Here is a 12,724-nt window from a genome sequence, read left to right as displayed (position 1 = left end):
CCGACTGCAAAATGGCAGGTGAGGCACGGACCTGGTCGAGAGCGCCGGGAGTGGCGCGCAACTTCAGTTCGGTTTCCACTGGGGCGGAGCAGGACGCCGCCACGACATCGCCGTTGCCCGTCTGTTTTCCGGTACTGCGAACTGAACTCGCCATTGTACAACCCCTGCGTCCCATTTACCATTCTTGCTGCATGACATCCGGACACCGCTCCGTTCGGCTACATCCAGGATCAGGAGCAGCCCTTGTTGCTGAAGAATTCCTCCAATGCTTGGTACGCATCCTTGGGATATTCGTGAGGATCGAGATCACTTATGACATCGGCAAAAGCGAAGTTGATGGGGCCTTTATCGATGTAACTTCGAAGGAGCGAACAGGATTTGTTTTCGCGAGCGACGTGACCGGCAATGGCTTCAGCAAAACCAATACAGTAACCGTAGTGGAGCAAATCCTTGGTATCACCACACATTTCCTGAAGCCGAACGAACGATTGTTCTTGAGCGAACCCCACATTCGTGAAGATACCGCAAAGCAGAAGGCCTCCAAACAGGCCGTTGGGTCGAAACAGGAAATTCCTCATGAACACGTCTCCCCATCAAATTTTGCGGTCGCACAGGCTAGAACATCAATTGCCGGCTTCCGGGCAGATTTCCTTTTCAGTCTGCACTATCGCTGCAACCGCGGCGCGGGATCGAGACTCAGGATTATTCCTGATGAAGTTCGTCACGGCTTCGTAAAGCGTTTCGGACATGATCTTCTTGTCTATCAGGCAGTTCCGGAATTTCTGCTGACTGGGATCCAAGGTTCTTCCGATCGCCACGCCAATCTGATATTCGATCGCGCCGAAGATATAGCCGGTCGCAAACTTCCTGTCTGCCTGCACGAGCTCCTGCGCAGTAAGACCGTAGGCCGGTGAAGCCAGATGGATCAAAGCCATCATCAAAGCAATCGTCACGATCGGTTTTCGTTCCCGAATGTTCGAACAGGGACGTTGAGGGACATTTCCATGGGAAGCGCGATGCGCCGGACGCTTCAGGGGTGCGTTGCGAGACATGCTAGTCTTCCTTATCGAGAGGGATCTGCTCGCCGTTATTGCTCCGCAGTGCTCTCCTATTGCATCCAGAAAATGCTCAGGATCGCCGATTGAGATGTAAACGCTTGCGACGTGTTCGAAGGAATCTTGACCTGACATCCTGAGGGTCCCGGAAGCCTCGTCGTATCGCATTTCGCACAGCTTCCTTAGGTTCATGGCACTCTCACGTCTTTATTTGCGGCGCTTCGTCCATTGATCGGTTGCCCCCTAATGTAGATTTTCGCTTTGGGACAGCGCTGTCTCAATTTCGAGGGCGAGACTCTCGGCCAGCCCAGCAAACTCTTCGCGGCGCTCGTTGCGGATATGAGCGGGTAGTTGGTCGACAGTCACGAGCGCGTGTTCGGCAGCAGCAAGATCATCGCACATGCCCCGAAAGCTCTCATCAACAGCCATCAACTTCTGGATCAGCAGAGAGCGTGTTGGAAACCTGCGCAAAGCAGCAGCTAAGCCCCCCTCTTCTGCAATGTTCACGGATCGCGATTTCATTCCGGTCCTCCGGCTAGATTGTCGTCGCAGCAGCAATCATGGCGATCATGTCACTGCATGATATTGCGTAGGGACCATCTGAGGGCGTAACATACGCGAATATACAGCAGCGCGACGGTGGACATCCACCTTGCAGCTGCTTGGGGGGGAACGACGTGGTATTCGTTGTTCAAGCCAGCACCTCGGTAGAGCCGCAAGCTCTACCCACAGGCGCGGAAATTCGAGCGCAACTTGATCGAATCCGATCGAGTGCAGAGTTCGACGCGCCCGAGAGAGCCCGTAGGTTCCTGACTTACGTTGTCGAGGAGACGATTATCGGGCGGGCTGATCGAATCAAGGCTTATTCGATTGCAACTGAGGTCTTCGGCAGGGATTCGTCGTTTGATGCTCAGACTGACCCGGCGGTGCGTATCGAGGCCGGCCGAATTCGTCGCGCTCTCGAACTGTACTATCTCGTGGCCGGCCAGGAGGATCCGGTCATAGTCACTATACCGAAGGGCGGCTATGTGCCAGCTTTCCGCTACAATCACCCTGAACCACGGGGCGAGATCCAATTGCTAAGTCAGGAGAAGCCGATAGATCACACCGGATGGCGTGCTCCGTCAACCCGCTTGTGGCTGGCGTTGTTTGCGGCGTTGGGCTTAGCCATTGTTCTGTTCTCGATGGACCGTATTTCACGGCAAAGCGTGGACCAGGAGAACGCCGTGAGCAGGACAACACATCCACAGGTCGGACCGGGTCTTCCGATCCTGTTGGTAGAGCCATTTGAGGACCTCTCCGGCGCGCCGAATTCCCAGACAATCGCGCGCGGATTGACTGACGAAGTCATCAGCCAGATTTCGAAGTTCAAGGAGATCGTGGTGGTCACTGGACAGACGCCGGCCGCGAGCGCCGCATCTGCCAGAGGGAATGCGGGGTCGCTTTATGCTCTAGAAGGACGTGTTCGCGTGGATGACCAGAAGCTTCGAATGAGCGCCCGCCTGTTGAATCGCACCGACGGGTCGGTCGTCTGGGCCAATAACTACGATAAAGTACTTAAGGTAACCGATCTTCTCGAACTGGAGGCAGACATAGCCCGGGCAGTGGCCACCACGCTTGCCCAACCTTATGGCATCATATTCCAGGCGGATGCGGCCCATATGGCGCGGTCGCCCCCTGACGATTGGGAGGCATATGCATGTACGCTGGCCTACTACGGTTATCGGGCAAACCTCAGTCCGCAGACCCACACATCGGTCCAGAGTTGCCTTAAACGGGCGGTTGAACGCTATCCCAACTATGCGACAGCCTGGGCGCTTCTGTCGCTTACATATCTTGATGAGTTTCGTTTCCGCTATCGTCTCGATTCGCCTTCGTCGCCATCGCTGGACCTTGCCACCGAGTCTGCTCGACGCGCCACGGAACTCGACCCTCAGAACGTTCGTGCCCTTCAGGCTCAGATGCTTGCTTACTTCTTTCGCGGAGATATCGATACCGCGCTACACGTGGGCGCGCGCGCGTTTGCGATCAACCCCAACGACACGGAACTTTCCGGCGAGTATGGATTTCGGCTGGCTTTGTCGGGGCAATGGACTACCGGCTGCAAGCTTGTGACGGAGGCCGTTTCCCGCAATCCCGGCCCCCTTGGCTATTTCGAAGCCGCGCTCGCAGTATGTGCTTATATCAGCAAGGATTATGCGACGGCTGAACGCTTGGCCAGATTGGCCGATCTTCGCGCCAATCCGATTTATCATGTCATTCTCTTGGCCATTCTCGGAAAGCTCGGGAGAACCGATGACGCGGCCATTGAACGGCAATGGCTCGAAAGCAACGCACCTATGCTACTCAAGAATATTCGGCAAGAGGTATCGCTCCGCGTCTTTCGCCCCGAGGATCAACACCAATTCATCGAAGGGCTCAGAAAGGCCGGCGTGGCTGTTCCCGGGGAGTGAAATGGCAGAGCTCTATTTGCGGATGTGAGTGCGTGACCAACGCAGCACCAGCGCCAAGTCCCGTATTGCGCGACAGAGGTTACGCGATGTTACAGGCGCGCAAGCTTCCGGCGCGCTAGACTGCATCTGCAACGAAATCTGGGGAGCAACACAACTGAGGCAAACTCCTTGAGGGCGAGACATGACCCGAACCTTCCAGATGCCGGTCCTTCGAGGCTTTGCGGGGTACCGCGTCAGTTGGCTCCCAAATGATATTTCAGCGGGTCTTGCAATCGCAGCCGTCGGGTTGCCAAGTGCTATCGCCTATCCTGCAATAGCCGGTCTGCCACCCGAGACCGGCCTCTATGCGAGCATCGCTGCGCCGATAGCATACGCCGTTTTCGGACCTTCACGACGTCTAGTCGTCGGACCCGACGCAGCCTCGATGACGGTCTTGGCTGCAGTGATGGCGGCCATAGTCACAGCAATGCCGGCGGATGCATCGACGGATCGGGTCGCGATTGCGTCGATGGTTGCTTTGGGCGTCGGAGCGATATGTTTGGCGGCGCGTTTATTTCACCTTGGCGTCCTCGCGACCTTCCTGTCGCGGCCAATCCTCGTCGGTTTCTTTGCTGGAATCTCCATTTCAATAATGGTCGGCCAGGTTAGCCGCGTTACCGGGGTACCAATCAAATCGGAGGGGCTCATTGGACCGGTCCTTGAGCTCGCGAGCAAGAGCGCGGCCATCCACTGGCCATCGGTACTGCTTGCCGCGGGAATGTTCGCACTCTTGCAGCTGATAAAGGCGTTGCGTCCGTCGATACCTGGACCTGTCATCGTGATTGTAGTCTCAGTGATCCTTTCGGCAATCTTTGGCTTTCAGCAGATGGGTATTGCGGTCGTCGGTGACATACCCTCCAAGCTTCCTTCCCTTTCGATACCATTCGCTGCTGGACTGCCCATGGATAAGATCGTGCTTGGGGCTGCGGCAGTCTTCCTCGTCAGCTTCGGCTCAGGGATCGTTGCCGCCCGCAGCTTCGGGGCACGCTCCGGTGAAGACGTGGACGCCAACGAGGAACTCTTTGGTCTAGGTGCGGGAAACATTGCTGCAGGTCTATTTGGCGCGTTCCCGATAAGCGTATCGGACTCCCGCACGGCAATTAATCTTTCGGTCGGTGGAAGGACGCAGCTAGCGGGCCTTACCTCGGCGGCAGCATTGCTTGCCAGCCTGGTATTTCTCAACGATGCGCTGCGCATTCTGCCGATCCCTGCACTTGGCGCCATCCTGGTTGCGGCTGCGATCGGACTGATCGATGTCAAGGAACTCAAGAACATCTGGCATATCAGTCACCTTGAGTTCGCTTTTGCTCTCATCACGATGTGGGGCGCAATTACATTTGGTGTTCTCAACGGTGTTGTAATCGCCATCGCCGCAACACTCGTCCACATTCTGCGCAAGACCATGTTTCCGCGTGATGCACTGCTTGGCCGCATTGTGGGTCGCGACGGCTTTTACAAGCTGCACCGTTCTCCCGACGCGCAGCAGGTACCTGGCTTGGCGGTGTGCATGATCCAAGGCAGCCTCCTGTTTTTCAATGCCGATTACGTTCGGTCGCGCATATGGAAGATTTCCGATAGCCTTCCGGCGGGCACTCGCTGGTTTATCCTTGACGCAAGCGCGATCGCGCAGATCGACAGCACCGCGGCGGCCATGCTCGACGAGATCCGAGCCGACCTTGCAGGGCGTGGCATCAGGTTGGGCATTGCCGAGCTGCACTCGGAGGTAAGGACGCTGCTCGAACGATCGGGCGCGATATCGCGCATTGATGCCGCGTATGTGTTCGAAGATCTCGAAGATGCATTGCGCGCCTTTCACGCGGACGAAGCAAGGGGGCTTCCACAGGAGCCATCCGGTACGGACTGACTTCGGAGCCCAAATCTTGGAGGGACGAACATGAGCAAAAAAAACCATAGACCGGCTGCCGATCCAGATGAGGCCAACGCAAAGAGGGAGGAATCCAAACGCTACCAAAAGGAGTTGGCAAAGCTTCAGGTCGAAGTCGCGCATCTGCAGTCCTGGGTGAAGAAGTCTGGCGCGCGCATCGTGATAATCTTTGAAGGTCGCGATGCCGCCGGCAAGGGCGGGATGATCAAGCGAATAACTGAGTGGGTTAGCCCACGGGTGTTCCGTGTGGTTGCGATGCCCGCTCCAACCGAAAGGGAAAAGTCCCAGATCTACATGCAGCGCTACATCGCGCATCTCCCTGCGGCCGGTGAGATGGTGATCTTCGACAGGAGCTGGTACAACCGCGCCGGGGTGGACAGAGTGATGGGATTTTGCACTGAAGAGCAGGCCCGACGTTTTCTCGAACAGACCCCGCGCTTTGAGGCAGCAATCGTGGAAAGTGGCCTCATACTGTTGAAATACTTCCTCACCGTCAGCGAGGAAGAGCAAGAACGCCGGTTCCGGCGCCGGATCGACGACCCATTGCGGCAATGGAAACTCAGCCCGATGGATCTTGAGTCCTATCGGCGTTGGTGGGACTATACCCGTGCCTATGACGAAATGATCCGGATGACGGACAGTCAGCATGCCCCGTGGTGGATCGTGCCCTCAGACAACAAGAAGCGCGCCCGGATCAACTGCATCACGCATATTCTTCAGTCGATTCCCTATGAAAGGGTCAAATTCGATGAACCCGAACTCGGCAAGCGGCAGAAGCGGCCCAGTGACTACATGGAGGACAGCCATATCCGTAACATCGTGCCGAACGTGCTGTGAGTGCCAATATTGGCAGACCTTAGACGAAGTGGATCAAAGAGATGTCAGAGAAGAAAGAACTTGACGTGAACGCGATGCCTCCCAGTGCCACGGAGCTTCGCCAGGAAGTCATCAAACGCGAGATGGAGGAACAAAAAAAGCAAGAGAAAGCAAGGACCGTTCAAGAACAGAAAGTTGCGGATTTCGCTGCAGATTTTCTCAAAAATCAAGTCGGCGAAGCGGACATTCTGGCAGTGCGCCGGCTTGTAGCGGCTGCGGTCCAGAATGGCAAATTCGAGGCAATGGTCTATAGCTTTTCATCGGATCTGTGCTCAGACAGCGGTCGCGCGATCAACAGCGGCGACAAGAGCTGGCCCGACACGCTCCAGGGTAAGGCGAAGGAGTTCTACGAACGCTACCAGAAATTCGGCAAGCCACAGGGTTTCAAGCTTAAGGCAATGATTATCAGTTTCCCTGGAGGTATGCCGGGCGACGTCGGCTTCTTCTTGAACTGGGGCTCGGATCCAGGCAACTGAAATATTCTTCTGGCACCATGGAGGAGGAAGACGGCGACACGTTGAAAAGCCAATCGCTGTGTCCGGATACCGGCTTCTCCTCTGTGCAGGAAAATTTCAAGCCTCAGGACATGCAACCATTAACAAAATGCGATGCATGGAGGCGGCAACCTAAATGCTGGAGGCCTCAAAGAAAGTACGCCACAGATCCAGTCATGACCCGGCTCAGAAATTGCGCTGGAAGCGAACTATACCGCCGATAGCATCATCCGCGCCAAACTCGCTTTCTGCCTGTTCCTTACGCGCACCGCCAAACTTCGTGTAGTTGATTTCCGGCCTTACGATGAAACCAGGCGTAATTTCGTAGTTCACATTGAGGGCGAGAGCCCATGTTCCCTGTTCTTCGTAGGCTGCTTGGGCATTGATTGTCGCCTTTTCTGTCACCTTCACGGCAAAGCCACCCCAAGCGGCCCAGGCGCCTTCCCATAGGCCGTACCAGTTGCGGTTTTGGTTGGTGATAAAAGAATTCGAGTCGTAGTCGGACTGATACCCGCCCATCACCCAGGCCGATACGGCATCGGCGAGTTTCACATCCAATCGCGCCTTGACACCGATAGCCTCCTGCACCGAATCATAGCCGATAACAGCGCCGATCTGTCCCCAATCCTGCTGCAGTTTGGCGCCGGCGAGGATGTGAGGCATGTAGTCATCGATGACGTAGTTGTAGCCATTGAATTCCTCACCCTGTTCGGCGGCGATAATGGCTGAAAATCCATTGCCGCCTTTGAAGGTATAGCTGATCTGGTTGCTGGAGATGCTGTCCGAGCCATACTGGATCACGTCGTCCCGGATGATGTTGCCGGCGTAGCCGAGCCAGGAGCCGAAGATGACATCGTTGACACCGATCTGGAACCCGCCGAGTTCGATGAATCCCTGATGCAGAATGGCGCCCGCATCACTGCCATTCGTGTTCTGGAAACGGGTGTCGATCATGGAGCGCAAGGTGCCAAGTTCGGTTTCCGCGCGCGCGTCGAAACGGATTTCGGCGCGCGTGCGGGCATACCACGTATCATTACCATCGGCGCCGACCGGCCCGCCCGTATAGACATTGTCCCCGCCTGCAAGTTCAAAGCGCAGGTATCCGCCGACCTTGAGGCAGGTCTCAGTGCCGGGGATATAGAAGAAGCCGGCTCCATAAGCGTCGCAGACGCGGACATACTCGACCGGTTCTGGTTCGGCCACGACGACAGCATCTGCCGCGCCGACTGCCGGTATTACAAGAATGGCTCCGACAGAGGCTAAAAGAAGCGTTCGGATATCCATGCGGTCCCCATCAGCGGCTTGGCAAGGTTCGAACAGCCTCGCGAACACATCAATGAGTTTCGGACGAATCCCAACTGCCGGGACAAGTTGTACCACCACAGGGAAGTCATGACTGTCGCCGCATGGCCACACCCATACAACATTCAGACGATTACAAACCGATGGTCCGCTCCGCTGTCCGACCCTGCCGCTTTTTAGTGAGGCCAGCGTCTACATGTTGCACTTCTGGTAGGTCGCATACTCGCCGAAGAGATCGAAACGCCTGAGTTCCGACGGATTGGGAACGTCGAAGCCTACTGTCAGTTCCTCGACCACCATCGAGGTCTCGCATGAAAGCTGTGCAGAAAGACGGGACGATTTCTCGCGAACTTGCTTGATAGTGCAAACGGCCATCGGCCCCGCAACCTTGTTGCCCGTGAACAGCAGTCCGGTTGAAATTGGTGCGATTCGGTCCTTGAATTCGACCTTCTTGCCAACCTTCTTGAAAATCTCGTCACATTTGCTGCCTTTCATGGCCCAGGCGCCCTGCAATTGCTTGATCGTGGTTGCTTGTGCACCGCCGATTGTGCCTGAAACAACGAGTGCTGCAATGACGGCCTTGTGGAGCTTAATCATATTATCCTCCGGTATGGTCTCTCGCTGGGTTTCATATTTTTGAAGGCTGGTAACGCTGGCAGTATTGTCGCAGAGTAGCATCAATCGGCGACAACTTCACGTTGATCACAGTTGTTCTCAGTACATCGATCATCAATCGCCCTTAAGGGGGACGAACATGCTCCAGCCACGACAGGACATTACGCGTGTGACGCTCGCCGTCTTGTTCATCGGCGGCCTCCTCGTCAGTTCCATCTGGGTCATGTTGCCCTTCCTGGTGGCAATCATCTGGGCTTTGACCTTGGTAATCGCGACATGGCCGCTCATGCTCTGGGTACAGCACCACACGGGCGACCGGCGCAGCATCGCCGTTCTGGTCATGACCGTGACCCTGTTGCTGGTGATTATCGTGCCGTTCTGGCTGGCGATCAGCATGATCCTCGACAATATGGATCGCATCACGGGTTTCATACTGATCGGCCTGCAGCTCAAGCTGCCGCAGTCGCCTACTTGGTTGAGCGACATGCCGCTGATCGGTCCGCGCATCCGCGAAATTTGGGAGCGGCTAGCTGCCGTTGGGATGAACGAACTTGGGCCCAGGCTGAAGCCCTACGCCGGTGCGCTGGCGCAATGGTTCGCAACAGCGGCTGGCAGTCTCGGCGGTACCTTCCTCCAATTCCTGCTGACGACCGCGATAGCCGCGATCATGTATTCGCACGGCGAGCAAGGAGCCGCGACGGCCGTCCGTTTCGGCCGTCGGCTGAGCGGGGACCGCGGCGAGCTGGCGGTCCGCCTGGCGGGCCAGGCAATCCGCGGCGTCGCTCTCGGTGTTGTTGTGACCGCGGTCGCGCAGACTGCACTGAGCGGCATCGGCCTGCTCGTCGTCGGCATGCCGTTTGCAGCAGTGCTGACGGCGTTGATCTTTGTCCTTTGCCTGATGCAGCTCGGTCCCGGCCTTGTCCTGGCGCCGACGGTTATCTGGATGTATTATTCTGGCGATACGCTTTGGGCGACCGTTCTGCTGCTCTTCACGATCGTCGCCGGCACGATGGACGGATTTCTGCGTCCGTTCCTGATCCGCAAGGGAGCAGACCTGCCATTGTTGCTCATCTTTGCGGGTGTCATCGGCGGCCTCATCTCGTTCGGCATTCTCGGCATTTTCGTCGGACCCACGCTTCTTGCGGTAGCCTACACGCTGCTCGACGCCTGGATGGCGGAAGGCGATACGGAGTCCGAGACGGGTGTACCTCGCCAATGATCGTTCGCGAAGGAAATGCAGGTAACCCGTCTGTAGAGGGCGTTGCTACTGACCGCCGGGCGGCAACAAATACAGCGTCATGGCGAGTATGAGATAGACCATCAGCATCAACACCCCAACGAACCATGTCGAGCGCCCGCCATTGGTGACGATGATGGCCGTCATCGTGGCGATGAGCACCATGATGACCGCGCCTGGCCAAAACTGGAGATCCATCGGCGCGGGGCCGATGACGTAGCTGAGGAGCACGAGGACCGGAGCAACGAAGAGGGCGATCTGCGCGGCACTGCCGAGCCCGATGCCGACGCTCAGGTCCAGGCGGTTCTTGCGAGCGCCTGAAAAGGCTGAGGCCATTTCAGCGGCACCGCCGACCAGCGCTACGACGATGAAGCCCACGAATGCGGGCGTCATTCCGAATGTCACCGCAGCCTCCTGAACCGACTCGACGAAGATTTCGCTGACCAAAGCTACAAACACCGTCACACCAGCCAGCGTAACAAGAGCCACGTTGAGCGGCCATGGCGCCTCGTCCGAGACAGCCTCTTCTATGCTGCCGAAAAGTTCGCGATGGCTCTTGAGCGAGAATACGAGGCCCAACCCATAGGCGACGATCAGTACCACCGATAGCCCGACGCTGAGCTTTTGCATGAAGTCCGGCGCCATTTCGGAACCACCGGAGGCTACTGCCGATGGGATGATCATGGCGACGGTGGCCAGAAACAGCAGGCTTGTTTGCAGGCGGGCGTTTACGCGATTGTAGTCCTGAACGTGGTATTTCAACCCGCCCAGCAGGAACGACGCACCCAGCAAAAACAGGGTGTTGGCGACGATAGCCCCAGCCACGGAGGCCTTCACGAGGGTGAACTGGCCAAGGCGCAGCGCGGCCAGGGCGATGATGAGCTCAGTCAGGTTACCGAGCGTCGCATTGAGAAGCCCGCCGACCGCGTCGCCGGTTTTGGCGGAAACGGACTCTGTGGCGTGGCTCAGCAGCGTCGCCAGCGGAATGATGGTCAATACCGCCAATAGGAACAGCAGCGTGTGCGATTCCGGGCTTACCTTCTGCGCTGCGAAAGTCACCGGCACAAGGGCCAGGAGCCAAAGTATCGGGTTCTGCCGTATTTCTTTCCATAGATGGTTCATGAAAGACCCCATGCTAAATAGTAGGTTGGCGGGCAGTGATAACGAGTTTCAATCTGGGACAGTTGCGCGCAGTGCCTGAACGGCGACTGCTGCGACGAGGCCTGTCAGGATGATGCCGGAGAAGCCGATCACGATAGCCAGCACGCGCGATGAAAGATGGTGCGGCGTCAGATCTCCGTAACCGATGGTAAGCCCGGTAACGAACGTAAAATAGAGTGTGTCGGTCAGAGGCCAGCCTTCTATTTGACCGATCACGATCCCGCAGGCCACCATCACCACCACGATTCCGGACAGGATCGGCCAGACCACGCGTATCTGGTGAAAAAGTGCCTTTAGAAAGATGCGTCGCGTTTGCCTAGATCCCATCGCATTTCACCGATGAACGAACACCCATTTCAGCTTGTCAGCGGCACGATGATCATGCCGAAGGTCGTCAGAATGATATTGCCGAGCGCTTATGGAACCGTGAACCCTATCACCGGCACCTGGTGCACGGCCACCGTTGCTGCGGTCATGGTTTGGGCTCCTTCAACGCCTCCGAGCAAAAGAACCGGGTTCATTCGCAGTACACATTTGCCAAACAATATTCCGACGGTTGGAGGAATGCAGATGCAGAAAACACCCGCGATGGCAACAAAGCCCGCGAGGCCGAAATTGACGAGGAACATGCGGGTCGGCTCCCGAGCTTTGCCGATCAGCCAGGGATACGGGCTCTGCAGCCAACCGAACAACAGGCCGGCAAGAAGCGTGCCGACAGAGTTAGACAACGCCAGCTTGGCCCCACCAATCATAATTGCAGGCACATTAGCGCGATGCCGAGCCCGAGGGTCAGCATGCCCTGCGAAAAGGGAACCGGTCACGAGCCCGAGTGCATGGCCGCCGAGCTGGATTTTGCCGATCACGTGGCCGATTGCAAGGGTCATGAACAGCGCAATTTCGGGATAGTTCCGAAGTACCTCTACGCTTGCCGTGATCACGGGCCCTCCCCCGTTCATGGGTCCGGATGCAACTCCCGTCGCTTGCGTCCGCCCGGTTTTTTGCGTCTGTAACCCTATTTCGCTTTTTTCGAAGCGTTGAATGCATCGACATAGCTGCGTCCAACGGCACGAACCGCCCGTCCGATATCGTCATAGACGTCATCGGTTAAATTCGCGAATGAGACCCTGACGCTCCAGTTCGGCGCATGGAAACCGCCGCCTTCGCGTGGCGCGGTTGCTATCCAATTAGGATTGCCACGCCCTGCGTTAAGGAGTGCCTGTGTGGACTTTTGAGCACTGCGCTTGGCCAACTTGAGCAGGCCGTCCTTTATCTCGAACGGAATTATTTTCTCATATTCGCGGTAGTCTGTCGTGGCCATGAGATCCCTCCTAAAATAACTACGATCGATAGCTAAACTGCGCCAACAATCCTAATCGGATCGGCAAAGTTCTTGTGAAAGTAGTGCCATGCGAGGCCCCGGGCTACCGGCTTGACATATGTCGTCCCGACGGAAGAAAGGTTGAGCACGGCATCGATCCGGCAGTGCGAATGGACAAGTATAGCGCGGCCCTTCGCAGACATTCCATGTTCCGAAAATTCATCCAAGGGCACTTCGATGTTGAATTCATCATAGAGCGTTACGCGCTGCTCTAGTGCAACTACCGAGA

15 protein-coding genes are annotated in these 12,724 nt (G+C 56.7%); 5 read left to right on the top strand and 10 right to left on the bottom strand.

What is annotated here, in order from left to right; translation table 11 throughout:
• Positions 1-230 precede the first annotated feature (230 nt).
• The 3 genes from AAAC48_RS29510 to AAAC48_RS29500 form a co-directional block, all read right to left on the bottom strand.
• Positions 231-578: a hypothetical protein gene (locus AAAC48_RS29510; RefSeq protein WP_340657589.1), complete on the bottom strand. Its 348-nt coding sequence runs from the start codon at positions 576-578 to the stop codon at positions 231-233.
• A 45-nt stretch (positions 579-623) separates the two neighbouring features.
• Positions 624-1,052 carry a hypothetical protein gene (locus AAAC48_RS29505; RefSeq protein WP_340657588.1) on the bottom strand — a complete coding sequence of 143 codons (429 nt, stop codon included), beginning with the start codon at positions 1,050-1,052 and terminating at the stop codon, positions 624-626.
• A gap of 246 nt (positions 1,053-1,298) precedes the next feature.
• Complete coding sequence (locus AAAC48_RS29500; protein WP_340657587.1) at positions 1,299-1,577, bottom strand: hypothetical protein; 279 nt, start codon at positions 1,575-1,577, stop codon at positions 1,299-1,301.
• 155 nt (positions 1,578-1,732) lie between these two features.
• Between AAAC48_RS29500 and AAAC48_RS29495 the strand changes: the two genes are divergently transcribed.
• The 4 genes from AAAC48_RS29495 to AAAC48_RS29480 all read left to right on the top strand — a co-directional run bounded on the left by AAAC48_RS29495 (position 1,733) and on the right by AAAC48_RS29480 (position 6,784).
• Entirely contained in the window at positions 1,733-3,508 is a 1,776-nt protein-coding gene (locus tag AAAC48_RS29495; protein ID WP_340657586.1) for a hypothetical protein, read from the top strand.
• 181 nt (positions 3,509-3,689) lie between these two features.
• Positions 3,690-5,411 (top strand): SulP family inorganic anion transporter, encoded by a 1,722-nt coding sequence (locus tag AAAC48_RS29490; protein ID WP_340657585.1) that lies wholly within the window; start codon positions 3,690-3,692, stop codon positions 5,409-5,411.
• Between the two features lie 30 nt (positions 5,412-5,441).
• Complete coding sequence (ppk2, locus tag AAAC48_RS29485; RefSeq protein ID WP_340657584.1) at positions 5,442-6,269, top strand: polyphosphate kinase 2; 828 nt, start codon at positions 5,442-5,444, stop codon at positions 6,267-6,269.
• A gap of 41 nt (positions 6,270-6,310) precedes the next feature.
• Entirely contained in the window at positions 6,311-6,784 is a 474-nt protein-coding gene (locus AAAC48_RS29480; RefSeq protein ID WP_340657583.1) for a histidine kinase, read from the top strand.
• A 204-nt stretch (positions 6,785-6,988) separates the two neighbouring features.
• Here the strand turns inward: AAAC48_RS29480 and AAAC48_RS29475 are convergent, their stop codons facing one another.
• Together AAAC48_RS29475 and AAAC48_RS29470 are read right to left on the bottom strand one after the other, a co-directional pair.
• Positions 6,989-8,086 (bottom strand): porin, encoded by a 1,098-nt coding sequence (locus tag AAAC48_RS29475; RefSeq protein ID WP_340657582.1) that lies wholly within the window; start codon positions 8,084-8,086, stop codon positions 6,989-6,991.
• A gap of 210 nt (positions 8,087-8,296) precedes the next feature.
• Positions 8,297-8,701, bottom strand: a complete 405-nt coding sequence (locus AAAC48_RS29470) for a hypothetical protein (RefSeq protein ID WP_340657581.1) — start codon at positions 8,699-8,701, stop codon at positions 8,297-8,299.
• A gap of 157 nt (positions 8,702-8,858) precedes the next feature.
• Between AAAC48_RS29470 and ydiK the strand changes: the two genes are divergently transcribed.
• Positions 8,859-9,938, top strand: coding sequence for an AI-2E family transporter YdiK (gene ydiK / locus AAAC48_RS29465; protein ID WP_340657580.1), 1,080 nt, complete (start codon positions 8,859-8,861; stop codon positions 9,936-9,938).
• 45 nt (positions 9,939-9,983) lie between these two features.
• Here the strand turns inward: ydiK and cax are convergent, their stop codons facing one another.
• The 5 genes from cax to AAAC48_RS29440 form a co-directional block, all read right to left on the bottom strand.
• Positions 9,984-11,078 carry a calcium/proton exchanger gene (cax, locus tag AAAC48_RS29460; protein WP_340657579.1) on the bottom strand — a complete coding sequence of 365 codons (1,095 nt, stop codon included), beginning with the start codon at positions 11,076-11,078 and terminating at the stop codon, positions 9,984-9,986.
• A gap of 48 nt (positions 11,079-11,126) precedes the next feature.
• Positions 11,127-11,444 carry a potassium channel family protein gene (locus AAAC48_RS29455; protein WP_340657578.1) on the bottom strand — a complete coding sequence of 106 codons (318 nt, stop codon included), beginning with the start codon at positions 11,442-11,444 and terminating at the stop codon, positions 11,127-11,129.
• A gap of 89 nt (positions 11,445-11,533) precedes the next feature.
• Complete coding sequence (locus tag AAAC48_RS29450; RefSeq protein ID WP_340657577.1) at positions 11,534-12,055, bottom strand: hypothetical protein; 522 nt, start codon at positions 12,053-12,055, stop codon at positions 11,534-11,536.
• 74 nt (positions 12,056-12,129) lie between these two features.
• The gene (locus tag AAAC48_RS29445) at positions 12,130-12,435 is read right to left on the bottom strand and encodes a hypothetical protein (RefSeq protein WP_340657590.1); all 306 of its coding nucleotides are present in this window, start codon (positions 12,433-12,435) and stop codon (positions 12,130-12,132) included.
• A gap of 32 nt (positions 12,436-12,467) precedes the next feature.
• Positions 12,468-12,724, bottom strand: a 257-nt coding sequence (locus AAAC48_RS29440; protein ID WP_340657576.1) for a hypothetical protein, incomplete at its 5' end; no start/stop codon positions are given.

This window comes from Phyllobacterium sp., assembly GCF_037994405.1.
Classification (GTDB): domain Bacteria; phylum Pseudomonadota; class Alphaproteobacteria; order Rhizobiales; family Rhizobiaceae; genus Phyllobacterium.
This window is presented reverse-complemented; position numbering and strand designations above follow the sequence as displayed.

What these genes read in the sequence shown, in the direction of transcription:
- AAAC48_RS29480 (WP_340657583.1), top strand. Translation starts at nt 6,311, where the DNA reads ATGTCAGAGAAGAAAGAACTTGACGTGAACGCGATGCCTCCCAGTGCC.
- AAAC48_RS29505 (WP_340657588.1), bottom strand. Translation starts at nt 1,052, where the DNA reads ATGTCTCGCAACGCACCCCTGAAGCGTCCGGCGCATCGCGCTTCCCAT.
- AAAC48_RS29500 (WP_340657587.1), bottom strand. Translation starts at nt 1,577, where the DNA reads ATGAAATCGCGATCCGTGAACATTGCAGAAGAGGGGGGCTTAGCTGCT.
- AAAC48_RS29490 (WP_340657585.1), top strand. Translation starts at nt 3,690, where the DNA reads ATGACCCGAACCTTCCAGATGCCGGTCCTTCGAGGCTTTGCGGGGTAC.
- AAAC48_RS29475 (WP_340657582.1), bottom strand. Translation starts at nt 8,086, where the DNA reads ATGGATATCCGAACGCTTCTTTTAGCCTCTGTCGGAGCCATTCTTGTA.
- ydiK (WP_340657580.1), top strand. Translation starts at nt 8,859, where the DNA reads ATGCTCCAGCCACGACAGGACATTACGCGTGTGACGCTCGCCGTCTTG.
- AAAC48_RS29445 (WP_340657590.1), bottom strand. Translation starts at nt 12,435, where the DNA reads ATGGCCACGACAGACTACCGCGAATATGAGAAAATAATTCCGTTCGAG.
- AAAC48_RS29455 (WP_340657578.1), bottom strand. Translation starts at nt 11,444, where the DNA reads ATGGGATCTAGGCAAACGCGACGCATCTTTCTAAAGGCACTTTTTCAC.
- AAAC48_RS29470 (WP_340657581.1), bottom strand. Translation starts at nt 8,701, where the DNA reads ATGATTAAGCTCCACAAGGCCGTCATTGCAGCACTCGTTGTTTCAGGC.
- cax (WP_340657579.1), bottom strand. Translation starts at nt 11,078, where the DNA reads ATGAACCATCTATGGAAAGAAATACGGCAGAACCCGATACTTTGGCTC.
- AAAC48_RS29510 (WP_340657589.1), bottom strand. Translation starts at nt 578, where the DNA reads ATGAGGAATTTCCTGTTTCGACCCAACGGCCTGTTTGGAGGCCTTCTG.
- ppk2 (WP_340657584.1), top strand. Translation starts at nt 5,442, where the DNA reads ATGAGCAAAAAAAACCATAGACCGGCTGCCGATCCAGATGAGGCCAAC.